Below are 22,344 nucleotides of genomic sequence, written 5' to 3'. Positions count from 1 at the left end.
CCTTGTAGCGCACAGGCGCAGGCAGTTATATACAAAGTGTTTAAAATTAAAAACTAGCTATAAAAATTGGGTGGCGGAACATCCGGTGGGTAATTTAAACCATTGTAGCAAGCAGGCTGAGTTGCTTGGCTTTGCTCAGGGTTTATAGGGTGATTTAGTGTACTGTAGTAACCACAGTGGCAATGCTGATGGGCATGAATTTCGGTAGGTGGTTGCGCGTCTTCATCGTCTGTATCGGCCACAGACTGAACGTGCGAAGCATGATCGACTTCTTCTTGTAAATGATACGCAGCAGCATCACAGCTAATAAAGCTGTGTACAAGCACTAAAAGTATCACGACTAAAAAGTAGTTTGAGCGCATCCATTACCTAAAACTATAAAATGCAATTTAAGAAACCGCACAATACCTTAAATTTATTCAAATGTAGAGAGCCGCTCACGTTATTTTCTAAATTCACTTGGTGATACACCCACTGATTTTTTAAACCGTTTTGAAAAATTAAATATATTAGGATACCCCACGTAAGCGGCAATATGGGCAACAGGCCAGCGGGTATTTAGTAGCAAGTTTTTAGCCCGTTTAATACGTAAGTAAATAAGCTGCTGCATTGGGCTTTTACCAAATTGCGCTTGGCATAACCTGTGTAAATGCGGTGCTGAGTAATGTACTTGTTCGCACATAGCTTCTATTGTCCAATCAAATTGCAGGCGCTCTTCTACTTCTAAAAACAAGCTGGTTAATCTGTTTTGCCCGCCTATTTGCGGCTCGCTTTGAAGCGTAGTGTTTAAATAGTGGCTTAAAATAGGCATTACGCCTTCGCGCAAAGTAGCGTTTCCCTCGCTGTATAAAAGCTCCATCGCTAAATGTAATGGCGCTAACTGCTGATTAGTTAATACTTTAGCGTGCGCTAAATTTAAATGTTGCCAACGTTTAGTGTTTGCAAGGTTTAGCCAAATAACATCCCATTTTTCGCTCGCTATTTTAACCTCAAAACTTTGCCTTGCTGGCAATATAGCTAAGCTATTTTCGGCCAGTGCATATTGGTTATTAATGGTTTTTAACGAGCCCTGGCCAGCCAAAGTATAAAAAAGAGTGTGTTCAAGCGGGTTAGTACGTGCAACACAATAGTCACCCAATAAATTTGAGCAACCTGCCAGCTCTATTTCAAGGCTTGGCATTTGCGAAAGCGTGTTTAAATCAATAAACCGCTCTGTACACTCTGGGCCAATATCGAGTACATCTTTAATGGTGTTGCGCATAATTTAAAATGATAGTTTTGGATAAATAAAAGAGAGCTTTAAGCATAACCTCAAGGCATTATTTTAGCTATATTTAAGCCACTATAATTGCCACACATGCAATAGGACACTAATGAACTCACTACAGCACATAATTAATCGCCGCGATTGGGAAAACCCAATTTCGGTGCAAGTTAATCAAGTAAAAGCGCACAGCCCACTTAATGGTTTTAAAAGCGTTGACCATGCCCGTACAAACACGCAATCACAAAAACAAAGTTTAAACGGCCAGTGGGATTTTAAATTATTTGATAAGCCCGAAGCGGTTGATGAGTCATTACTAAGTGAGGCACTCGCCAGCGACTGGCAAAGTATTCCTGTGCCTTCTAACTGGCAATTACACGGCTTTGATAAACCTATTTATTGTAATGTTAAATATCCCTTTGCCGTAAACCCGCCATTTGTACCAAGCGATAACCCAACAGGTTGCTACCGCACAGAGTTTACTATTCCGGCGGAGCAATTAGCTCAGCGAAACCATATTATTTTTGAAGGCGTAAACTCGGCGTTTCACCTTTGGTGTAACGGTCAATGGGTGGGCTACTCGCAGGATAGCCGCTTACCAAGCGAATTTGATTTAAGCAAACTGTTAGTGGCTGGCACCAACCGCATTGCGGTTATGGTTATTCGCTGGAGCGATGGCAGTTACTTAGAAGATCAAGACATGTGGTGGCTAAGCGGTATATTCCGCGATGTTAATTTACTTACTAAACCGCAACACCAAATACGCGATGTATTTATAACCCCAGATTTAGACGCCTGCTACCGCGATGCGACTTTGCATATAAAAACCGCAATTGATGCGCCAAATAACTACCAAGTAGCAGTACAGGTTTTTGATGGTGAACTGGCACTGTGTGAGCCACAAATACAAAGCACTAACAATAAACGCGTTGATGAAAAAGGCGGCTGGAGCGATGTGGTTTTTCAAACAATTGATATACAAAACCCTAAAAAATGGACCGCCGAAACCCCAACCTTATACCGCTGTGTTGTAAGCCTGTTAGATGAGCAAGGCATTACAGTAGACGTAGAAGCCTACAACATTGGCTTTAGAAAAGTAGAAATGCTCAACGGGCAGCTTTGCTTAAACGGCAAACCGCTGCTTATTCGCGGTGTTAACCGCCACGAGCATCACCCAGAAAACGGCCATACAGTGAGCACTGCCGACATGATTGAAGATATTAAGCTGATGAAGCAAAATAACTTTAATGCTGTACGTACCGCTCACTACCCTAACCACCCTCGTTTTTACGAGCTGTGTGACGAGTTAGGTTTATACGTAGTAGACGAAGCCAATATAGAAACTCACGGCATGTTCCCAATGGGTAGGCTTGCAAGCGATCCGCAGTGGACTGGCGCATTTATGTCGCGTTATACACAAATGCTTGAGCGCGATAAAAACCACGCCTCTATTATTATTTGGTCACTAGGTAATGAGTGCGGGCACGGTGCAAACCACGATGCTATGTACGGCTGGTCAAAAAGCTTTGACCCATCGCGCCCAGTGCAATACGAAGGTGGCGGCGCAAATACCACCGCAACCGATATTATTTGCCCTATGTACGCCCGTGTAGATACCCATATTGCCGACGACGCCGTACCTAAATACTCTATTAAAAAGTGGTTAAGCCTACCGGGTGAAACGCGTCCGCTTATTTTATGTGAATACGCCCATGCTATGGGTAACAGCCTAGGTAGCTTTGATGATTACTGGCAAGCATTTAGAGAATACCCGCGTTTGCAAGGTGGCTTTATTTGGGATTGGGTAGACCAAGGTTTATCTAAAACTGATGAAAACGGTAAGCATTATTGGGCTTACGGTGGCGATTTTGGTGATGAACTAAACGACCGTCAATTCTGTATTAACGGCTTATTATTTCCAGATCGCACGCCGCATCCTAGCTTGTTTGAAGCTAAATACAGCCAACAGCATTTACAATTTACGCTGCGTGAGCAAACTCAAAACCACTATACCGTTGATGTATTTAGTGATTATGTATTTAGGGCAACTGATAACGAAAAATTGGTTTGGCAGTTAATAGAAAATGGCCAATGTATAGAGCAAGGCGAGCAAATTATTAGTATTGCTCCGCAAAGTATGAAAACGCTGACTGTTAATACAAAAACGGTGTTTAAAGCCGGTGCGCAATATCACCTTAATTTAGATGTAGCACTGATTAACGACTCAAGCTTTGCAAGTGCCGAGCATGTATTAAACACCGAGCAATTTAAGCTTATAAATAGCCAAAGTTTAAGCACTGATACATTTTCGCCTGCTTTAGCAAACGCCTCAACGCACGGCGCACTAAATATTAGCGAAACCAACACACAGCTAAATATTGAAGGCGATAGCTTTAAACTTGTGTTTAATAGCCAATCAGGCCTTATTGAGCAATGGCTGCACAATCAAACCCAAGTTATTAAAAGCCCATTGGTTGATAATTTTTACCGCGCCCCGCTTGATAACGACATAGGCGTAAGCGAAGTAGACAACCTAGACCCTAACGCATGGGAAGCGCGCTGGTTAAGAGCAGGTATTGGGCAGTGGCAGCGTACATGTCGCTCGTTTGAAGTAGTGCAATCAAAGATAGATATACGTATTACCTGTGTATTTAGTTATGAATTTAATGGCGCAGTACAAGCAAAAACAACTTGGCTTTATACACTTAATAATACCGGTGAAATTAGCTTAAATGTTGATGCACAACTAAACGACACTTTGCCACCCATGCCACGCATAGGGTTAAGCACAACGCTTAATAAACAAAGCGATACACAAGTAAACTGGGTTGGTTTAGGGCCATTTGAAAACTACCCAGATCGCAAAGCGGCTGCGCGTTTAGGTTATTACAGCGCGCAACATAATGAGCTACATACACCGTATATATTCCCAACCGATAACGGCGTGCGTAGTGATTGCCAATTACTTAGCGTTAATAATTTAACCGTAACCGGTACATTTTTATTTGCCGCCAGTGAATACTCTCAAAGCATGCTTACGCAAGCAAAGCACACCAATGAGCTAGTAGCTGATGATTGCTTACATGTACATATTGATCATCAACATATGGGGGTTGGCGGCGATGATTCGTGGAGCCCAAGTACCCATAAAGAGTATTTACTAGAGCAAACGCAGTACAACTACTCTTTAACTTTTTCGGCTAAATAACTTAGCACTAACCCATACAAAAATAGCGGCTAAATTAGCCGCTATTTTTTTTATTATAAATTCCTGCCGCTATTTATCAGCTAGCTTTTTAGCAATAACACTATCAACCGAAAAGCTACCTGCACCTTGAATAGCAAGCGCTGCAGTTGCAACTAATAAAGTAAGTGCGTATTCGTAACCGTTGTTAGCCATAAATAAACCATTGTTAATGTGTACACTAAATATTGCAATCAACATTGTAAACGCCGTAACTAGGGCTGCTGGGCGTGTTAATAAACCAAGTGCTAATGCAATGCCGCCAAAAAATTCAGCGCTGCCTGCCATTAAAGCTAACCAGTATCCAGGATCTAAGCCAATACTTGCCATCCACTGCCCTGTGCCTTCAAGGCCGTAACCGCCAAACCAAGCAAATAATTTTTGCGCGCCGTGCGCTGCTAAAATTAACCCGACTGGTACACGTAAAATAAGTGCTGCAGCGCCAGCTTTAGAGTTTAATATTTTTTGTAGTAGTGTCATGAGTTTTTATCCTGTGTAAATTTATAAGGTGTTAGTTTTGCTAACCGATGAACACAGTTTACTATCATCATTTTAAAACATTAATACCGATATTATTGGTTAATTATAAACGTTGTGTTTTTAATTTATTTAATACCAATTCGCTTAATTAGGTGATCTATTTTGAGGATGGAAAAACGTGTTGATAACCAGGCAAAAAATTTGCTATTTAGTTGTTCTAAATGAGAATTTTTTAACGCAGATAGCGATACGTTTAGCCCCGCAAAATGAATAAGTATTATTGCGGATTGGTATAAGTCACAAAAAAGCCGCTAACGTTAAACGTTAGCGGCTTTTAGTTTTAAGTTACTTAAAAGTGATTAAGCAACAGCTTGTTCTAAAATTTCGCGGCTTTCTTTTAGCGTAATTGCTTGGTTTTCACCAAGTGCTAGCATGCCATGCGCTTCAAGTTTACCAATAATATTGTCAATAGCGGCGGCTTTGTCATCGCCATGTTCAGTAAGCACAGTGGCAACATCTAAGCTGTGGTAAAACGCTTCAATTGCTTGAATTGTTTGCTCTGCTAAATCATCCGATTGCGCAAGACCAAATACGTTTTTACCCATTTGCTCTAGCTTCGCTTTTTTAACTGCAAATTGGTTACGTAATAAAGAAGGCTGAACAATAGCAAGTGAACGTGCATGGTCAACACCGTAAGCAGCTGTAAGCTCATGGCCAATCATGTGTGTTGCCCAATCTTGTGATACGCCAGAACCAATTAAACCATTAAGTGCTTGGTTTGCTGCCCACATAAGGTTTGCACGCCATGCATCGTCTTGGTTTTCAAAGTTATCGCCCAGCGTTTTAAGCGTTCTTAAAAGTGCCTCTGCGTAACCTTCTTGAACCAATGCTGTTTCAGGGAATGTAAGGTACTGCTCACAGGTATGAACCCATGCATCTACTAAACCATTTACAAGTTGGCGCTGCGGTAATGTTTTCATTACATCAGGGTCCATAATCGCAAATTTAGGCAGTACTTCTGGTGATGCAAACGGTAGTTTTTGCTTCGTTGCTTCTTTGCTCACAACTGAATTTTGATTAGACTCAGAACCCGTTGCAGGTAATGTTAATATTGCGCCGATTGGTAATGCGCTAGTAATAATATGCTTACCAGTAGGTATATCCCAACCTTCGCCATCATAAACTGCAGATGCTGCAATGTATTTAACGCCGTCAATTACTGAACCGCCGCCTACACCTAATACGAAGTCGATATCTTGTTCTTTACAAATTTTTACTGCTTGGTCTAACACTTCAATTGTTGGGTTAGCGCCAACGCCTGAGAACTCAACCCAATCAAAGCCTTCAAGTGCTGCTGCAACTTGGTCGTACACGCCGTTCTTTTTAATTGAACCACCGCCGTACACTACTAATACTTTTTGATCTTTTGCGATCAAATCGGTTAGTGATGCAATTTGCTGTTGGCCGAACTGAATAAGTGTTGGATTTACGTAGCTAAATTTCATTACTTTGCTCCTAGGTGACGGTTAAATACTAAATAGAATGCTTAGTTACTCACTAAGCTAAATTTCAATGAGTGCATATTAGTGGCAAAACAAACATTAAAAAAGCCTAATAAATACCTAAAGCTTGCCTAATACTGCCAACGTTGTTATTTTACGCAAAATTTGTACGATAAAAGGTTTTTTAATGCCCACTGTAGCCAGCATGTTGCAGCAATACGCCGAGCACAATGATTTGCTCAATTTTGAAGGCGTTACGAAAACTATTATTCCCGGTGTTTACTTTCATCGTGCGAGTAAAAGCTCACCTCGTCAGCCACTCATTTACAACTCTGGTATTATTTTAGTTGGCCAAGGGCATAAAATAATTCATTTCCCTGATCATCAAATAAAATATGGTGCTGGCGACTACCTGGTTTTAGGTGTACCCGTCCCACTTGAATGCGAAGCTTTTACTGATAACGGCCTACCTGTAATGGGCGTAGTTATTGATATTAACCCAGCAACATTACATAAGTTAGTAAACCAAATGGGCGAACATACGCCATTTACTTCTGGGCAAATGAGCGGTGTGCAATCAGCAAAAATAGATGGTGCTATGGAGCAAGTAACTCATCGTTTATTAAGCGCACTAAATAGCCCACTAGAAGCCGATATTTTTGGTGAAGATATAATTAAAGAATTGGTATACCGTGTACTTTGTGGTCCTCAGGGTCATACCTTAATTGGCCTTGCCATGCACGATGGGCACTACGCCCGAATAGCACGAACACTTTCTACCATGCATAAAAGCTATGCAGATCAAATTACTGTTGAAGGCTTAGCTGAAGAGGTAAACATGAGTGTGTCGTCGTTTCATCGCGCCTTTAAACAAGTGACCTTTGAATCGCCATTGCAATACTTAAAAAAAGTACGCTTAGCCAAAGCAAAAGAACTCATTACAAGCAACGGTAGTAAAGCAAATGAGGCCGCATTAAAGGTAGGCTATACCAGCCCCTCGCAATTTAGCCGCGAGTTTAAGCGCCACTTTAATAAAACGCCAAGCGAAGTGTTAACTCAATTGCACAGTTAATTTACTGGGGCGTGTTGTTTATAGTTGGTTTAATTTACAGCTGCATAGCGAGCTTCCCTCGGTTTCAACCTCGCGCCGCGATTAAAACGCTCCTAGCTTGAATATATTTCAATCCACAAATTTCAATACACCGTAATTAACTAATAGCTAAATAGGCGAGCTCTGCTAGTATAAAAAAATGTAGTATTTATTTTCTCTCGCCTATGGCTTTTAAAAAGTTAAATTTTTTAGCAGTACTCACACTTTATCTTCAGTGGCCTAAAAGGTACGTACTCTTATTTGTAGGCACTTTTTTAACTACTTTACTATTTACTAACCCTGTATTTGCTGCACAAACTTGTGAAGTTAGCCAAACATATCCAATAACAACGCCCTCAAAAACTTTAAATGCAGACGAACAAGTAAGGTTAGAAACCCGATTTGGTAAAAATCAATATTTGGTAAAGTGCCAATTACAGCACAGTGGCGTGTTTAGTTTTAATCGCTCTACACTTGAGAGTTTTGAATGGCGGCAACAAAATAAAATACTTACCCCTATAAAATACAATAAACCCGCTTTTTTAATAGAGAGAGGAGAAACTACGGCAGTTTTAACTTTATATTCACCCATGCCGTTTCGTCCTGTATTTAAGTGGCAACCTATTGAAGTATTTATGCAAAAAAGCCAACAGCAAAACCTAATTTTAGGGCTGTTTTATGGCTTGTGCATTACGCTTATTTTGTATGTGTTAATTATGGGAAGCCGCTTAGAAGACGATATATTTAAGCTCTACAGCTTATACATTTTTTGTATTGGCGGCTTTATACTTTTACAAGAAGGGCAACTGTACTTATTTTTAACCACGCAGCACAACAGTACTTTATTTAATATATACCTAATGTTTATTGGCTTTAGTGCTATAAGCGCAACCTGGTTTATTTGTGCTCTTTTGCAAATTAAAGTTAGCTGGCCAAAAGTAGATCCCCTTTTAAAAGGCTTAGCTTTAGTTGTAATGCTGTTTTGCATTTTACAAATACTGTTTAAAACGCCACAAATGTGGAACATAGCTGGCAAAGTTACGGGTTATACAACCTTGGTTATTATTGCTGTGGTATTTGTATTATCGGCTTGGCAAGCTCGCAAAGGTATTCGCGAAGCTGCACTTGTATTTATAGCGCTTAGCTTTGTGTTTGTGAGTATGATTTTTAGAATTTTATTAATAAACGAAAGCCCATTTATGCGCCGCTACGGTTTAATTATAGCCTTTGCTGTAGAGTCATTTTTACTAGCCGTGGCTGTTTCTAGGCGTATTAGCCGTATGCGAATAGCACAAAGACGCGCCGAAACGGAAGCCGATTACGATCACCTTTGTGGCATTTTAAACCGCCGTGGCTGGGGTAAAAAATCAGCAGGACTTATTGAGCAGCACGCCAAAAAAGGCGGTGTTTTATGCTTAATGTATATAGATTTAGATGACTTTAAACAGATAAACGACAATTATGGGCATGCCGTAGGCGATGAAGCTTTATGTAAAGTAGCCGCCAGTTTAAAAAGGATTGTACGTACCAACGATGCAGTCGGTCGCTTAGGCGGTGATGAATTTGTTGTACTTGCCCACTTTTATACCAAAGCGCAGGTAAATCCAAAAACGCACCACCTAAAAACAGAGTTAAACAAACTCACCATTACGCATAACGACCAACCTATTGCTATAAAAGCAAGCATTGGCAGCAGTGTATTTAGTGAGCCTCCTAAAAATATTGACGAAATTTTAAAAGCCGGCGACACCGCTATGTATCATGAAAAACTACAGCGAAAAGTAAAGCCTCTCACTTTAGTTGATGGCTAGCTTTAAGTATTTAAAACCGTAACCGGCTTAGCAAACTGTTTACGGTTTATATAGTGGCTCATAATAATAGTAAACAATGTTGAGCAAACCGCTGCGGCTGCATATACCTGCCAAATAACAAAATTAAATTTAAGCGCGAGTGCAATTACAGCAAAAAATATACAGCCCCCTAACGAGCCAATAATGCCACCATTAAGTACTTTATAAGCCGAGAACTTTTTATCACTTGCGTGGGCAATGCAGCCCATAACCGCTAATATCACCGGAAAGGTAGATAGTAACCCACTCCACATAGCGCCAATATTTGCCGAAATAAACGTAACTAAAACAATAAAGCTAGTAACCAACAGCATTTTTACCGGCAGCTCCCACGCAGCGGTAAATGGCTTAACGTCAGGTGCAAACTGTAACTTACTCGATGCACATGCCAACGTAAATAAAACGCTCAGCGAAATAACACACGCAAGCGCAATATTAATGGGTAATACCAAGATAAATACACTAAATAAGCACCACAGCGTTAACGCAGCAAAAAGAGCTTTAATAACTGAGTATTTTGTAAGCATTGCCGCATAACAAAAACAAAATAGCCCTATACCACTCATGCCATACAAAGATGCAACCGCTGAATTACTGGCAAATAACTTGCCTTGCTCAAGCGCAATAAAATAAGAAATAGGTCCAGATGTAATTGGCAGGCCAGGAATAATGCCACTCACAAAGCTGCCTAAGCGTTTTTGAGCATAGTTAATTAATAATAAAAGTAGAGGCGCAATGGTGAGTTTTAAAAGCAACATAATAATTATAAAGTATGAGAGTTACTTTAAAGTCTACGTTTTAAATTATGTGTTGTAGAGTGAATAAAAGTAACGCATATAATGCAATTATTTTCACCTGTGGGTACACAAAACCCCACAGGATACAAAAAAAGGCCACTATAAAAGTGGCCTAATATTTAATAAATAAAACACTAATTACGCTTTTTTAAATAAAACCTCAGGGTTTACCATGGTTTTCATTTCAAGCACGTTACCGTTTGGATCTTCAATAAAAAAAGTTTCTTGTTCAAACTCATCACCTACAAAACGGCGGTACGGTTTATCAAGGTACTCAAGCCCAGCTGCTTCAATACGTTTTTTTAAACCGTTAAATTCATCTTCTGATAAATGAATACCAAAATGAGGCACAGCTACTGCGCCCATATCTACATCGTGGCGAACGGTTGGTAAGCGCTCAACACTTTGATGCAGTGTTAACTCATTACCCCAAAAATCTATATCTACCCAGCGCCCTTCTTCGCTATTACCTGTTTTACAGCCAAGCACATCGCAATAAAACGCTTTAGCTACTTTTAAATCGCCAGCCGGAATAGCCAAATGAAGACAGTTAGACATAAATTACCTTTAATTTTTAGTATTTGTATATTAATAACCTCTATTATACATAAAATATAATTTATGAAACATTAACAGCCACAAATAAGCATAGACAATACCAAGTGAGATTAAAAAATAACCTTAATAACTTTTTAAGCTAATAATGCTGTTTTATTTATTAAGGATTGTTAGAAAGCGTAAAAGGATTAGTTTAAAATGCGCCGCTATGATTAAATTCTTATTTTTAAAATTCATCACTTTCTTTTTTGGCTTTTTAGCCTGCTTTGCAATGCACACCACTTTTGCATTGCCTTTAGTGATTTCGGCCGCACTTACAGGGCTTGTTGGCTCGTTTATTCCTTTTCCTGCGCGTTATAAAAATCATCCGTATGCTGCAATTTACGCAGGCAGCTTTGCTGGAATGTGTTCTACGCACTTAATTACAAGTTATTGGGAAATAGCAATAATTTCAGTCATTGGGGCTAGCTTATATGTGCTTACTATAAATATGTTTACAGGCTTTGGCGGTAAGCTTGGCAGTGTTGCCTTTGCAAGTGTCGCTTTATTTATGTTAGCTAAAGGCGTCGTTTTATGAACATAGAATATCCACTTATTGCTTTACTCGGCGCATTTTTAACGTTTTATTTAGCTAAACACAATCGTTTTGATGGCATACGCGCCTCTGCCTCACTTTCTATTATTGCCTATTTAATTTTAAGCGCCTTAAACCTAAACCCCAACTTGTACTCAGTCGTATTTTTTGGAGGCACATTTATAGGCATGAGCGCCCCACATCGATTTGGTATTTACACGGTTGCTAGTTCATCTATTTTATTTTCGTTACTATTTGAATACTTAGTACCTAAGCTCGATGGCTATGGCGGTGCATTAGGTATTAGCGCATTTTTGTCGGTGTGTATTTGCCATATGTGCATTTTATTAGGCGCCCCGAGAAGTAAAAAGCCAACCCCAAAATAAAATAGTTAAATACTAAAAAAACCCTCTTGTTAATTTTAATACTTAAGTTAAATTCAACATCAAAAAATTCATACCTTGGTATGTTCCTTTTTTCTACAACTCTGTTAAAATCTTCTGCGAACTTTATTTACCCTAAATAAAGATTAATCATATATGGATTTATGAATATGAAAAAACTAATCGCAGTAGCAGCTTTATCTTTACTTCCTTTCTCTAACGCAATGGCTGACCAAGATATTGGTTGTGGTCTAGGCTCTATGTTATTTGCAGGACAACAAGGTAAAGGCGTTAAAATTTTAGGCGCTACAACTAACGGTACTTCTGGTAACCAAACTTTCGGTATCACTTTTGGTACTTTAGGTTGTGACGGTACTGGTACAGTAACTTCTTCTGAAAAAATCGCTTTATTCATCGATGGCAACATGGAGCAACTTGCTCGTGATATGTCTCAAGGTGAAGGCGAAACTTTAGCTACACTTGCTGAGGTTTGGGGTGTTGCAGAACAAGATAAAGCAGCATTTAACAAGCTTGCTCAAGCACAGTTTTCTTCAGTATTTACTTCTGAGAACGTAACTTCACAAACAGTGTTAGAAAACCTAAACACTGTTGTAGCAAGTGACGCACAACTAGCTTCTTATACTCTTTCTTAATCAGCTATTTAGCCGGTTTTATATGTATAAATAAAGCCACTAGAGTAACCTCTAGCGGCTTTTTTTTATGGTTTTGGGTATGCAAAAAATATTAGTTATTCTGTTAGTTACGCTCTTTAGTACATATTCTAATGCTAAAAGTATTGAAAATAATACGTTAGCCACACACCCTTACTGGCTCAAATTAGGCCACTACCGCAATACCACATTAGGTAGCTTTAAAAGTGAAGTAGACAGTGCTGAGTTTTTTATAGCACCCACAGGTAAAACAAACCCAGTTGATGAGCTAAATGCCACCATTAGCGCATTTAATGGCAATAAAACCAGCCAACAAAAATACAGCTGCCAATTTCCTGCTCGCTACACATGGCTAAAATCAAAAATTAATAATAATTGGCCTGCACTTAATTGCCCTGAGCTTTTAGCATGGCAACAAGTAATTAATCCTCAAGGGGTTACGCTGGTATTTCCTACTGCATTTATGAATAGCCCTTCATCAATGTTTGGGCATACATTGCTGCGTATTGACGCTAAAGATCAAACCCGTAATAAAGAACTTGTTGCTTTTGCTGTAAATTTTGCAGCAGAGCCTGATGGCTCCGATAACGCTGCTATGTATGCATTAAAAGGGCTTGTTGGTAGCTACCCTGGTAAGTTTTCGCTGATGCCGTATTACAAAAAAGTACGTGAATATAACGACTTAGAATCACGCGATATTTGGGAGTACAAACTAAATTTAACCGAGCAACAAGTAGAGCGGATTTTACTGCATTTATGGGAGCTACAAAGCGCCACTTTTGATTACTTTTTTATAGACGAAAACTGCTCGTATCAGTTACTGGGGCTATTACAATTAGCTAAAGACGATCTTAATTTAACTTCGCAATTTAACATGCAGGCTATTCCTTCAGACACTGTTGCCGCACTTAGAGACAACAACTTGCTGCAAGCTCCTAATTATCGCCCTGCTTTTGGCGCTAAGCTGTATCACTATTCAACACAGTTAAGCGATCAGCAACTTAGTGATGCTAGAGCGCTTATGCAAGGCAAACCATTAAATACCCGTAATTACTCACAAAAAGAGCTAGTAGCTATACTTGAAATGGCGTACGAATGGCTAAATTTTGAATTTTACGATAAAGCCCTTAACCGTGAAGAAATAGCCCCAAGGCTTACTAAGTTACTATTAATGCGCAGTAAGTATGCTGTCCCTTCCCCTTTATCTAAGCCCAAAAAACCTAAAGCCTCGCCAGAGCAAGGCCATGGTTCTTCAAGGCTAGCAGCTAAAAGAGTGCAAAATAATAACCAGCAAAATACCACCAACTTAGCTTATCGCCTTGCTTATCACGATTTACTCGACAGACCCGCAGGCTTTATACCCGGTGCACAAATTAACTTTTTTGACTTAGAAGCCAACCTTACAGATAACGGCAATAGCCACATTGAGCACTTTTACTTACTCGATGCTATGTCGCTTGCCCCCGATAACCGTGTATTTGATAGCTGGTCATGGAATATCAAAATGGGTTTTGACAGACAGCCAAATCAAAACAAACGCTCAGGCCGCTTTTTTACTAAAGGTGGATATGGTAAGTCTTACGGTAATCCAAACAGTGTGCATGGCTATATTTTGGGACAATTTGAGCTAAATACTGGAGATACTTCTAACCAGCTAAGTGTAGGACTAGGCAGTGAGGCTGGCGTTATTTGGCAAGTAAATAACAAAAACAAGCTTGCGATTACAGGTAATATGTTTTGGCTAAGCGATAATGCCGCTAATAACCACAGCGAAGCTGCGCTAACTTGGAGCTACGCATTGTCGCGCAATTTAGCACTGCGCAGCCAAATAAAGCACGAAAAATGGCATAGCCACAATACAGCTGCTAGCTTAGCCCTGCAGTTTTACTTTTAAGGCTTTATTTAACTTTAACGCTACTTGTTGGGTAGCCAAGTACTGCCTTACATTTAGCTTTTAAACCTTTTGCTATGAACGCACTTTTAAATAAATGAGCCCACTGATGAAACGTTATCAGCAGTGGGCTATTACTATTTAATTGCCCTACTATGCCGTATTTGCATGGCTGATTTTTATCTTCTTCTACAAAGGTATCAAATAGCTTATCCCAAATAATAAGCACGCCTGCAAAGTTTTTATCAAGGTAGCTTTTATTAATCGCATGATGAACCCGATGGTGAGACGGCGTATTAAATACGCTTTCAAACCAGCCTAACTTGCCTACTATTTGCGTATGCACAAAAAATTGATACGCCAAATTAAGTGCTACTACGCTAAATACGGTTAATGGGTCAAAGCCTAGCAAGATTATAGGTAGCCAAAATACCCACATACCCGCTACGGGGTACATTACACTTTGCCTAAATGCAGTTGTAAAATTCATTTTGGTAGAGCTGTGATGCACTACATGCGCAGCCCACAGCCAGTGAATATGATGCGATGCCCGATGAAACCAATAATATAAAAAATCTTGTAGTAAAAAGGCAAAAGCTATGCTTAAAATACTTAGTTCAATATCAAATAACCTGTATTCATACAGCCAATAAAAAAAAGGCATTAGCAGTAATAAAGCAAGTGTATCAGCACCTTGATGGAGTAGCGCTAAGGCAGTATTTGCCAGGCTGTCTTTTATGTCGTAATAACGTTTAAACTTAATAAACTCGTAGCAAACAAAAAGCAAAAATACCGGGCTTAGGGCGAGTAAAATAATGTCTGAGCTCATACATCACCCGCTAGCAAATAATGTTCTAATTTATTTAATGCTTGGGTTATGTCTTTTGTAATTACATATTTTAGAAGAATATTTGGCAGCCACCAAGGCGCTTTGCCTTGAATATAGTAACTTAAGTTTGTTTTAAAACCTTCTAGCGATGTATTTGCGCTTAGGTATATATCGCCTTGGTGATTAGCGACAGGTTTATTACCTATTATTTGATAGCAAATATGGCTTTGATTAGCACTTATAATTTGCTCGTTAAACGCCGTATTTGCCATTTCAACTTGCCGAATAGCGCCTTTACCCCCTTTTAGTTCACCGTTATTTGCAGCCGCTATTAGCTTAAATTTAGCATTAAAAAATCGCCCTAGTTGCTTATGATTTAACAGTATTTCTGTTATTTTTGAAGGCGGTGCATCAAGCGTTTTCTTTATTTTAATAAAAATCATTATTTACAGTATGAGGTTATTTAGCATTCAACTAGCATATAAAAACTTAACATGGCAAACTTGCTCATACACGACCATTTATTAGCTTTAGACGACAAATGCACACATTGGCTGATCATTATTTTTCGAGTATTTTAGATTACTTGCAAACTCAAGATGTTGATAATAAAGCGGCACTTAATGCCATCAGTTTTAATGAGTATGTAAATAAAAGCAGCCAGCAACTTGCTCCGCGTATAAGCTTACAGAGTTACAACGCATTATTAAGTTTTGCCAGCACGGCACTTAACAACCCACTATTTGGATTTGAGCTAGGAAAACATATTCGCACTGCCGATTACGGTGTACTGGGCTATTTAATTGAATCAAGCGATAACCTTAGCAATGCAATACAAGCGCTTTTAAACTACGACAGCTTAGTAGCCAATATTGGTAAAGCTCAATTTTTATCAAATAGCGACACAGCAACCGTTCGCTGGCTGGCGCATCCGAGCTGTAATGAACAAGTTGTATTACGAAATATGACTGCGTGGGTGAGTGTTATTCGCCAGCTAATAAGCTCATCACTTTCACCAAGTAGTATTAGCTTTACCTATAATTGGCAGTTAAAGCAACAGCAGCACTTAGAGTCGTGGTTTGCTTGCCCAGTTAAAAGTAATGCGCAATATAACCAGATAAACTTTCCAAGCGGTTACTTAACCCTTGCATTTAAAACCGACAATGCCGTTATAAATAAAACATTTAAACAACTATCTGAACAGCAGTTAACTAGCCTAAAAAGCCAAGGATGTATAAGTGAAAAAGTTAAACAATTACTTACAGCAAAAACTACATTGCAAAACTGCAACCTATTAGGCATAGCAAATGCGCTCAATGTAACGCCTCGTACATTACAACGGCGCTTAAAAAAACAAAGCTTAACTTTTGCTCAACTACTCGAAAAAGAACGTAAAAGTCGTGTTGTTAATTTATTAGGTAATATGCCGCTTACTGAAGTATCAAACATTTTAGGTTTTACAGATCAAAGCTCTTTCAATCGTGCTTTTATGAGGTGGCATAATTGCTCGCCCTTAAAATTTATAAAAGGCAATATTCAAAACCAAAAATAACTATTTACTTACATTAAATATACATTACATATATACCTTTTAAGCTACACTCATTACACTAGCTGTAATATTACTTAAAAAGATTTATTTATGTTTGTGCGTGTTGTATTTAGTGCCATGGTAATGATGTTGTATAGCGCCCTATGCAACGCTCATTCTGTCACTTTTATTGCCGAAGACCTTCCGCCGTATCATTTTATAAATAAAAATAACGAACCCGATGGCGCATTAGTTGATATAGCAAAAGCAGTAATAAAGCAGAGCCATTTAACCGCCAAGTTTGAAATAATGCCAATGGCACGTATTTTTAAGCAACAGCAAGCAAATTCTAACGCAATAATGCTATCGCTATTAAAAACACCAAATCGTGTTAACAACTTTACTTGGTTAGGCGAGGTATATTTTGCAGATGCTTATTTAATTAGTTTAAAAAGCCACATAGATGAGGTCGTTCACTTAAATTTTGCTAAAGAATATAAAGTGGCTACCATTCGAGGCTATTCAAGCGAAGCTTACTTAAAGCGTAAAGGGTTTACAGAAAACAAAAACCTAGTTCTTGTTAGTTATTACCAACAACTTTGGCAAATGCTATATAAAAATCGTATCGATTTTGTAGTAACGAATACACTCACCCTTAATAATGAGTTGGAAAGTTCAGGGCTCGACCCAAATCTAATAACCAAACGCATTCATCTAGATGAGCTACCCTCTTCTCTTAATTTTGCTGCAAGCAAGCTTTTTGATTCTCAATCTGCACAAGAAATTGCTCAAGGTTTAGCACTTATAAAAGAAAATGGTGAATACAGCGCTATTTTACAAAAGTGGCAACTGCCCATACCAAGCACTGCCAACAAGTTGTAATAAATAGCGCCTATAATTTTAGCAAAGCTAACAATGCTACTTGGCTATGCGAACAATCAAAACACCTCAAGGTATTACGCTTAACTACCAAGACGAAGGCGATAAAAAATCCCCTGTAATAATTTTAATTATGGGCTTGGGCGCACAAATGACCGTGTGGCCCGACTCGCTTTACTATGGCTTGGTAAAAAAAGGCTTTAGAGTTATTCGTTTTGATAACCGCGATACTGGTCTTTCAACTCACTTAGAGCACCACACAAACCCCAGCTTATTTAAATCGTGGTTGAGTAAACGCTTACCAATACGCGCTAAAACTCCTTACTTACTTGATGACATGGCTGATGACGTACTGGCGCTTATGGCAGCCCTTAAAATTAAAAAAGCACATTTTGTGGGGGCTTCTATGGGCGGTATGATAGCCCAGTTAATTGCAGCACAGCATAAAAAAAAGGTGCTCAGTTTAACCACTATTATGTCGAGCTCTAGCCTGCCAAGGCTTAGTGCTAAAAGCATTGGCGTATTTATAAAGCTTGCAAAATTACAGCCTAAAAATACCAGCCACGATGAGGCAATAAATTATAATATTAAGCTTAATCAACTTATTGGCAGCCCTGCTTATCCGCAAACAGAAGGCGCACTTCGCCTGCATGCAACTCAAATTGTAAAACGCTCATATAATCCTAATGGCTATAAGCGCCAATTAGTTGCTATGGCCGCAAGTAAAAACAGGCAACATTTAATACGTAAAATTAAAACGCCCACTTTAGTAATTCATGGCTGCGACGATGTGGTAATACCCGTAAGTGCAGGCAAAAAAACAGCCGCACTTATAAAAAAAGCCAAGCTAAGAGTAGTCCCTGGGATGGGCCATAACTTTGCGCCAGAACTTATGCCCCTTATGACAAAGTGGATAGTTAAGCATGTAAAAAAAGCGCAGCGCAAACACCTAAATAAAAAACGCAAAAAACAACAGCAACAAAAAACCACATTGGTATAACCAAAAAAGGGCTATAAAAATTAAATAGACAAAAAATTGGTAATGTTGATATTTTAAATTGGTATGTTAGATTAAAGTTAAGCGAAGTTAATATCGCTCATTTTTAATATCATCACACAGAGACAACAATGAAAAATCTAACATCTACTTTTAAACTCACAGCACTGGCTGCTGTTACTCCTTTATTATTTATGGGCTGCGCTAGTACAAATACTAAACTTGAAAATAATGCAGCAGTCCCTGCATCAAAATTTGATTTATCAAACTGGAAAATTAACGTACCTGTCGATTTAAACAACGACGGAAAAATTGATACAGTAGACGTTAAAGAAATTCAAACTTACGCGCACCCTGATTTTTTCTACTTGGATGATCAGGGTTATATGGTATTTGCCTCGCCAAATAAAGCACTTACCAGCGCAAACTCAACCAATACCCGTAGTGAATTACGACAAATGATCCGCGGAACAAACACTAAAATAAAAACTAAAAATTCAAAAAACAATTTTGCACTTGCTGTGCACCCGCTATCGGAGCGTTTTGGCTCAGTAGGCGGAAAAATGGAAGCCACGCTCAAAGTTGATCATGTAGCCCTGCGTGCAAACGATCCGAGTAAAAAAGCCGCTTATTCTGTGGTGGTAGGGCAAATTCACGCAGGTAAAGATCAGGCACTTATAGACACTAAGCTGGGTTTTGGCTGGGGTAACGAACCACTTAAAATTTATTACAAAAAATGGCCAGGGCATAAAACCGGATCGGTATTTTGGAACTACGAGCGTAACTTACCAAAAAAAGATCCTAACCGAACCGACATTACTTACCCTGTATGGGGCAACACCTGGGAAAACCCAGATGACCCAGCGGCTAACGGTATTGCACTAGGTGACGAGTTTAGCTACACCGTGAACGTACATAAAAATGTTATGCACCTTACATTTAGTGCTCAAGGCAAAAAAGACGTTAACTACTCTATTAACTTAGGTAATAACGTAGATGCTTATGGCAAAGTAGATGATAAAGATCATCCTAATGGCTACGCTGCCGATTGGCATTACTTTAAAGCGGGTGCGTATAACCAATGTAGTACCAAAAGCGCTAAAGGAATTTGGTACCCAGGTTGTTTAGGTACGGGTGATTGGGCTACAGACAAGCAAAATGGCGATTACGCGCAAGTAAGCTTTAAAAAATTAGTATTAAGCCCATCAACTAAGCCGTAAGCGTTGTTGTAGTTAAGTAGTTTTTAAGTGATGTAAACAGTGGCGATGGTAAATTATTAATGTCGCACCAGCGCCACTGAATACATTTATTTGGCTCGTTTAGCACAGGCTCACCGCCTTCGTAATCGGCTTTTACATATAAAGTAATGTAATGTTTATTTTCAGCACTAAAAAAATCGTTAGTAAAATCTAGCTTAGTTACTTTACTTACATTTAGCCCTGTTTCCTCACATACCTCGCGTATTGCACATTGCTCAACGCTTTCGCCAAATTCTAAATGCCCGCCGGGCGTTGCCCATGTATTTGCACCATGTGCACCTATTCGCTCACCTAATAAAATAGTGTTTTGGCGCATAATAATAACCGCCACACCTACTCGCACTGTATTACTCATAAATTTTTTCACTCATTTTAATTGCCCGCCATGCTGAGCTACACACTTTATTTTGTCAATTTAGCTATATAAAAAACACTTTTCTGATTAACTTTTAGCCGACCATAGTCGAATACCTATTGCTTAAAAAAAGGCCTACTTTTGTAAGGTCTCTCACACACATTTAGTATTAGGAGCCAATTATGTTAGGCCCGTATAAACAGCATTATAATAATTTTAAGCAAAGCCCAGAGCAGTTTTGGCTCGAACAAGCAAAGCGCCTACCTTGGTACAAAAAACCCGAACACGCCTACATACAAGACAACGACGGCCTTTACCACTGGTTTGACGGTGGCCAATTAAATAGCAGCTTTTTAGCGCTCGACCAGCATGTAATTGCTGGCTTTGGTGAACAAACAGCTCTCATTTACGACTCCCCCGTAACCAATACCAAGCAAACGTATAGTTACTTACAACTACAACAGCAGGTAGCTAAATTTGCAGGTGTAATGCAATCGTTAGGCGTTACTAAAGGCGACCGGGTTGTTATTTACATGCCTATGATCCCCCAAGCTGTAATAGGCATGTTGGCCTGCGCCCGCTTAGGAGCAATTCATTCAGTGGTATTTGGTGGATTTGCAGCCCACGAATTAGCTGTACGCATTGATGATGCTAAACCAAAGCTAGTACTGAGCGCTTCATGTGGCGTAGAGGTAGATAGCATTATTGAATACAAACCACTGCTAGATAACGCTTTAGACCTTGCCACACACAAGGTAGATCATTGTGTTATTTATCAGCGCGAGCAAGCAATTGCGCCATTAACGCCTACACGCGATATCAATTGGGACAACGCAATGCAAAGCGCCAAAGAAGTTGCGCCTGTTGCCGTAAATGCAAGTGACCCACTTTATATTTTATATACCTCTGGCACCACAGGCACACCTAAAGGTGTTGTGCGCGAAAACGGCGGCCACGCAGTTGCTATGCACTACAGCATGGAAACCGTTTACGGCATGCAGCCCGGTGATGTGTTTTGGGCTGCTTCAGATATTGGCTGGGTAGTTGGACACTCATACATAGTGTATGCGCCGCTAATGTACCGGTGCACCACTATTTTATTTGAAGGCAAACCTGTACGCACTCCCGACGCCAATGCATTTTGGCGAGTGGTTGAAGAGTATAAGGTAAATGCATTATTTAGCGCGCCAACTGCATTTAGAGCAATAAAAAAAGAAGACCCTAACGCAGAGGGCTTTAAGCAATACAACACCAGTAGTTTAAAACGCTTATTTTTAGCGGGCGAGCGGCTAGACCCGCCAACTTACAACTGGCTAAAAGAAAAAACCAACCTACCAATACTCGATCACTGGTGGCAAACCGAAACCGGCTGGGCCATTGCTTGTAACCCTGTAGGCATAGAAGAATTAGCAACAAAACCAGGCAGCTCAACAGTGCCAACCCCTGGGTTTGATGTGCAAATACTAAATATGCATGGCGAGCAATGCGCGCCAAACGAGCAAGGTGCTGTAGTGATAAAACTGCCGTTGCCACCAGGTTGCATGCCAACCATTTGGCAAAATACACCACGTTTTAAAACAGGTTACCTAACGGAGTACCCGGGTTACTACCTTTCGGGCGATGGTGGCTACATAGATGACGACGGCTACTTATTTATAATGGGCCGCACAGACGATGTTATAAATGTAGCAGGCCATAGGCTTTCAACTGGTGAAATGGAAGAAATAGTCGCGGCGCACCCAGCCGTTGCCGAATGCGCTGTGTTTGGGGTTACCGATAACCTAAAAGGGCAATTACCTATGGCGATGATTGTTCTTAAAAACGACTTTACCGGCTCCCCTACCGATGTAGAGCAAGAGCTTGTGCAAACAGTACGCAGCCAAATAGGCGCTATAGCGTGCCTTAAAACGATAGTAAGCGTAGAGCGATTACCAAAAACTCGTTCAGGTAAAATATTACGCAAAAATTTACGCCAATTGGTCGATGGCGACGAACTACAAATACCTTCAACCATAGACGATGCCGGTATTTTTGAAGAAATAAACCAACAAATAACTCAACGCTAAACCCAAAAATAACATAGCTATTTGTATAAATAGCTATGTTAGTTAACTTTTGCCGCCAATTTATTTAATAAAATTATTTTTATAAAAATCAGATAACTATTAAAAATTCTAGTAAAGTACAAAA

The 22,344-nt window shown here is 39.6% G+C and carries 21 protein-coding genes; 12 read left to right on the top strand and 9 right to left on the bottom strand.

The genetic code is table 11. The annotated features are described in order from the left end of the window. Positions 1-53 precede the first annotated feature (53 nt). Both ALFOR1_RS03585 and ALFOR1_RS03580 read right to left on the bottom strand, forming a co-directional pair. Positions 54-362: a hypothetical protein gene (locus ALFOR1_RS03585; RefSeq protein ID WP_058547120.1), complete on the bottom strand. Its 309-nt coding sequence runs from the start codon at positions 360-362 to the stop codon at positions 54-56. A gap of 80 nt (positions 363-442) precedes the next feature. Beyond that, on the bottom strand, positions 443-1,261 hold the full coding sequence (locus ALFOR1_RS03580) for an AraC family transcriptional regulator (RefSeq protein ID WP_104642094.1): 819 nt from the start codon (positions 1,259-1,261) through the stop codon (positions 443-445). Between the two features lie 112 nt (positions 1,262-1,373). Between ALFOR1_RS03580 and ALFOR1_RS03575 the strand changes: the two genes are divergently transcribed. After that, positions 1,374-4,472, top strand: a complete 3,099-nt coding sequence (locus tag ALFOR1_RS03575; protein ID WP_104642093.1) for a beta-galactosidase — start codon at positions 1,374-1,376, stop codon at positions 4,470-4,472. A gap of 69 nt (positions 4,473-4,541) precedes the next feature. Here ALFOR1_RS03575 and ALFOR1_RS03570 read toward each other — a convergent pair whose 3' ends face one another. Next, positions 4,542-4,988: a DoxX family protein gene (locus tag ALFOR1_RS03570; RefSeq protein ID WP_104642092.1), complete on the bottom strand. Its 447-nt coding sequence runs from the start codon at positions 4,986-4,988 to the stop codon at positions 4,542-4,544. 359 nt (positions 4,989-5,347) lie between these two features. After that, entirely contained in the window at positions 5,348-6,493 is a 1,146-nt protein-coding gene (locus tag ALFOR1_RS03565) for an iron-containing alcohol dehydrogenase (protein WP_104642091.1), read from the bottom strand. A 184-nt stretch (positions 6,494-6,677) separates the two neighbouring features. On the opposite strand from ALFOR1_RS03565, the gene ALFOR1_RS03560 reads away from it, so the two are divergent. Next, entirely contained in the window at positions 6,678-7,562 is an 885-nt protein-coding gene (locus ALFOR1_RS03560) for an AraC family transcriptional regulator (protein ID WP_104642090.1), read from the top strand. A gap of 203 nt (positions 7,563-7,765) precedes the next feature. Further along, entirely contained in the window at positions 7,766-9,391 is a 1,626-nt protein-coding gene (locus ALFOR1_RS03555; protein WP_104642089.1) for a sensor domain-containing diguanylate cyclase, read from the top strand. Positions 9,392-9,393: 2 nt separating this feature from the next. On the opposite strand, the gene ALFOR1_RS03550 is transcribed toward ALFOR1_RS03555, so the two are convergent. Both ALFOR1_RS03550 and ALFOR1_RS03545 read right to left on the bottom strand, forming a co-directional pair. Beyond that, positions 9,394-10,188: a hypothetical protein gene (locus tag ALFOR1_RS03550; RefSeq protein WP_227006914.1), complete on the bottom strand. Its 795-nt coding sequence runs from the start codon at positions 10,186-10,188 to the stop codon at positions 9,394-9,396. Between the two features lie 177 nt (positions 10,189-10,365). Next, positions 10,366-10,785, bottom strand: a complete 420-nt coding sequence (locus ALFOR1_RS03545; RefSeq protein WP_104642088.1) for a VOC family protein — start codon at positions 10,783-10,785, stop codon at positions 10,366-10,368. Positions 10,786-11,056: 271 nt separating this feature from the next. Between ALFOR1_RS03545 and ALFOR1_RS03540 the strand changes: the two genes are divergently transcribed. From ALFOR1_RS03540 to ALFOR1_RS03525, 4 genes are all read left to right on the top strand, one after another. After that, positions 11,057-11,362 carry a hypothetical protein gene (locus tag ALFOR1_RS03540; protein ID WP_058547511.1) on the top strand — a complete coding sequence of 102 codons (306 nt, stop codon included), beginning with the start codon at positions 11,057-11,059 and terminating at the stop codon, positions 11,360-11,362. Further along, the gene (locus ALFOR1_RS03535) at positions 11,359-11,745 is read left to right on the top strand and encodes a hypothetical protein (protein WP_058547112.1); all 387 of its coding nucleotides are present in this window, start codon (positions 11,359-11,361) and stop codon (positions 11,743-11,745) included. Before ALFOR1_RS03540 ends, ALFOR1_RS03535 begins: the two co-directional genes overlap by 4 nt. A gap of 167 nt (positions 11,746-11,912) precedes the next feature. Beyond that, the gene (locus ALFOR1_RS03530) at positions 11,913-12,395 is read left to right on the top strand and encodes a DUF3015 domain-containing protein (RefSeq protein WP_058547111.1); all 483 of its coding nucleotides are present in this window, start codon (positions 11,913-11,915) and stop codon (positions 12,393-12,395) included. 79 nt (positions 12,396-12,474) lie between these two features. Beyond that, entirely contained in the window at positions 12,475-14,307 is a 1,833-nt protein-coding gene (locus ALFOR1_RS03525) for an Lnb N-terminal periplasmic domain-containing protein (protein ID WP_104643616.1), read from the top strand. A gap of 4 nt (positions 14,308-14,311) precedes the next feature. Here the strand turns inward: ALFOR1_RS03525 and ALFOR1_RS03520 are convergent, their stop codons facing one another. Next, complete coding sequence (locus tag ALFOR1_RS03520) at positions 14,312-15,133, bottom strand: sterol desaturase family protein (protein WP_104642087.1); 822 nt, start codon at positions 15,131-15,133, stop codon at positions 14,312-14,314. Next, entirely contained in the window at positions 15,130-15,576 is a 447-nt protein-coding gene (locus tag ALFOR1_RS03515; protein ID WP_104642086.1) for an SRPBCC family protein, read from the bottom strand. The genes ALFOR1_RS03520 and ALFOR1_RS03515 overlap by 4 nt, the downstream gene beginning before the upstream one ends. A 98-nt stretch (positions 15,577-15,674) precedes the next feature. Here ALFOR1_RS03515 and ALFOR1_RS03510 point away from each other — a divergent pair, with 98 nt between their 5' ends. The 4 genes from ALFOR1_RS03510 to ALFOR1_RS03495 all read left to right on the top strand — a co-directional run bounded on the left by ALFOR1_RS03510 (position 15,675) and on the right by ALFOR1_RS03495 (position 19,760). Continuing rightward, positions 15,675-16,685 (top strand): AraC family transcriptional regulator, encoded by a 1,011-nt coding sequence (locus ALFOR1_RS03510; protein WP_104642085.1) that lies wholly within the window; start codon positions 15,675-15,677, stop codon positions 16,683-16,685. Positions 16,686-16,775: 90 nt separating this feature from the next. Next, on the top strand, positions 16,776-17,546 hold the full coding sequence (locus ALFOR1_RS03505; protein ID WP_058547107.1) for a substrate-binding periplasmic protein: 771 nt from the start codon (positions 16,776-16,778) through the stop codon (positions 17,544-17,546). Between the two features lie 46 nt (positions 17,547-17,592). Then, the gene (locus ALFOR1_RS03500; protein WP_104642084.1) at positions 17,593-18,543 is read left to right on the top strand and encodes an alpha/beta fold hydrolase; all 951 of its coding nucleotides are present in this window, start codon (positions 17,593-17,595) and stop codon (positions 18,541-18,543) included. 128 nt (positions 18,544-18,671) lie between these two features. Next, positions 18,672-19,760: a polysaccharide lyase family 7 protein gene (locus ALFOR1_RS03495; protein ID WP_104642083.1), complete on the top strand. Its 1,089-nt coding sequence runs from the start codon at positions 18,672-18,674 to the stop codon at positions 19,758-19,760. On the opposite strand, the gene ALFOR1_RS03490 is transcribed toward ALFOR1_RS03495, so the two are convergent. Further along, positions 19,750-20,154, bottom strand: coding sequence for a nucleotide triphosphate diphosphatase NUDT15 (locus ALFOR1_RS03490; protein WP_058547104.1), 405 nt, complete (start codon positions 20,152-20,154; stop codon positions 19,750-19,752). The genes ALFOR1_RS03495 and ALFOR1_RS03490 overlap by 11 nt on opposite strands. A gap of 182 nt (positions 20,155-20,336) precedes the next feature. Between ALFOR1_RS03490 and ALFOR1_RS03485 the strand changes: the two genes are divergently transcribed. Then, positions 20,337-22,220, top strand: a complete 1,884-nt coding sequence (locus ALFOR1_RS03485) for a propionyl-CoA synthetase (protein WP_104642082.1) — start codon at positions 20,337-20,339, stop codon at positions 22,218-22,220. Positions 22,221-22,344 lie beyond the last annotated feature (124 nt).

The organism is Pseudoalteromonas carrageenovora IAM 12662 (genome assembly GCF_900239935.1).
In the GTDB taxonomy this organism is placed as follows: Bacteria; Pseudomonadota; Gammaproteobacteria; order Enterobacterales; family Alteromonadaceae; genus Pseudoalteromonas; species Pseudoalteromonas carrageenovora.
The sequence above is the reverse complement of the archived record's forward strand: the minus strand, read 5'-3'. Positions and strand labels throughout refer to the sequence as shown.

What these genes read in the sequence shown, in the direction of transcription:
- ALFOR1_RS03565 (WP_104642091.1), bottom strand. Translation starts at nt 6,493, where the DNA reads ATGAAATTTAGCTACGTAAATCCAACACTTATTCAGTTCGGCCAACAG.
- ALFOR1_RS03535 (WP_058547112.1), top strand. Translation starts at nt 11,359, where the DNA reads ATGAACATAGAATATCCACTTATTGCTTTACTCGGCGCATTTTTAACG.
- ALFOR1_RS03570 (WP_104642092.1), bottom strand. Translation starts at nt 4,988, where the DNA reads ATGACACTACTACAAAAAATATTAAACTCTAAAGCTGGCGCTGCAGCA.
- ALFOR1_RS03500 (WP_104642084.1), top strand. Translation starts at nt 17,593, where the DNA reads ATGCGAACAATCAAAACACCTCAAGGTATTACGCTTAACTACCAAGAC.
- ALFOR1_RS03575 (WP_104642093.1), top strand. Translation starts at nt 1,374, where the DNA reads ATGAACTCACTACAGCACATAATTAATCGCCGCGATTGGGAAAACCCA.
- ALFOR1_RS03580 (WP_104642094.1), bottom strand. Translation starts at nt 1,261, where the DNA reads ATGCGCAACACCATTAAAGATGTACTCGATATTGGCCCAGAGTGTACA.
- ALFOR1_RS03520 (WP_104642087.1), bottom strand. Translation starts at nt 15,133, where the DNA reads ATGAGCTCAGACATTATTTTACTCGCCCTAAGCCCGGTATTTTTGCTT.
- ALFOR1_RS03545 (WP_104642088.1), bottom strand. Translation starts at nt 10,785, where the DNA reads ATGTCTAACTGTCTTCATTTGGCTATTCCGGCTGGCGATTTAAAAGTA.
- ALFOR1_RS03555 (WP_104642089.1), top strand. Translation starts at nt 7,766, where the DNA reads ATGGCTTTTAAAAAGTTAAATTTTTTAGCAGTACTCACACTTTATCTT.
- ALFOR1_RS03515 (WP_104642086.1), bottom strand. Translation starts at nt 15,576, where the DNA reads ATGATTTTTATTAAAATAAAGAAAACGCTTGATGCACCGCCTTCAAAA.
- ALFOR1_RS03525 (WP_104643616.1), top strand. Translation starts at nt 12,475, where the DNA reads ATGCAAAAAATATTAGTTATTCTGTTAGTTACGCTCTTTAGTACATAT.
- ALFOR1_RS03495 (WP_104642083.1), top strand. Translation starts at nt 18,672, where the DNA reads ATGAAAAATCTAACATCTACTTTTAAACTCACAGCACTGGCTGCTGTT.
- ALFOR1_RS03560 (WP_104642090.1), top strand. Translation starts at nt 6,678, where the DNA reads ATGCCCACTGTAGCCAGCATGTTGCAGCAATACGCCGAGCACAATGAT.
- ALFOR1_RS03540 (WP_058547511.1), top strand. Translation starts at nt 11,057, where the DNA reads ATGCACACCACTTTTGCATTGCCTTTAGTGATTTCGGCCGCACTTACA.
- ALFOR1_RS03505 (WP_058547107.1), top strand. Translation starts at nt 16,776, where the DNA reads ATGTTTGTGCGTGTTGTATTTAGTGCCATGGTAATGATGTTGTATAGC.
- ALFOR1_RS03510 (WP_104642085.1), top strand. Translation starts at nt 15,675, where the DNA reads ATGCACACATTGGCTGATCATTATTTTTCGAGTATTTTAGATTACTTG.
- ALFOR1_RS03585 (WP_058547120.1), bottom strand. Translation starts at nt 362, where the DNA reads ATGCGCTCAAACTACTTTTTAGTCGTGATACTTTTAGTGCTTGTACAC.
- ALFOR1_RS03550 (WP_227006914.1), bottom strand. Translation starts at nt 10,188, where the DNA reads ATGTTGCTTTTAAAACTCACCATTGCGCCTCTACTTTTATTATTAATT.
- ALFOR1_RS03490 (WP_058547104.1), bottom strand. Translation starts at nt 20,154, where the DNA reads ATGAGTAATACAGTGCGAGTAGGTGTGGCGGTTATTATTATGCGCCAA.
- ALFOR1_RS03530 (WP_058547111.1), top strand. Translation starts at nt 11,913, where the DNA reads ATGAAAAAACTAATCGCAGTAGCAGCTTTATCTTTACTTCCTTTCTCT.
- ALFOR1_RS03485 (WP_104642082.1), top strand. Translation starts at nt 20,337, where the DNA reads ATGTTAGGCCCGTATAAACAGCATTATAATAATTTTAAGCAAAGCCCA.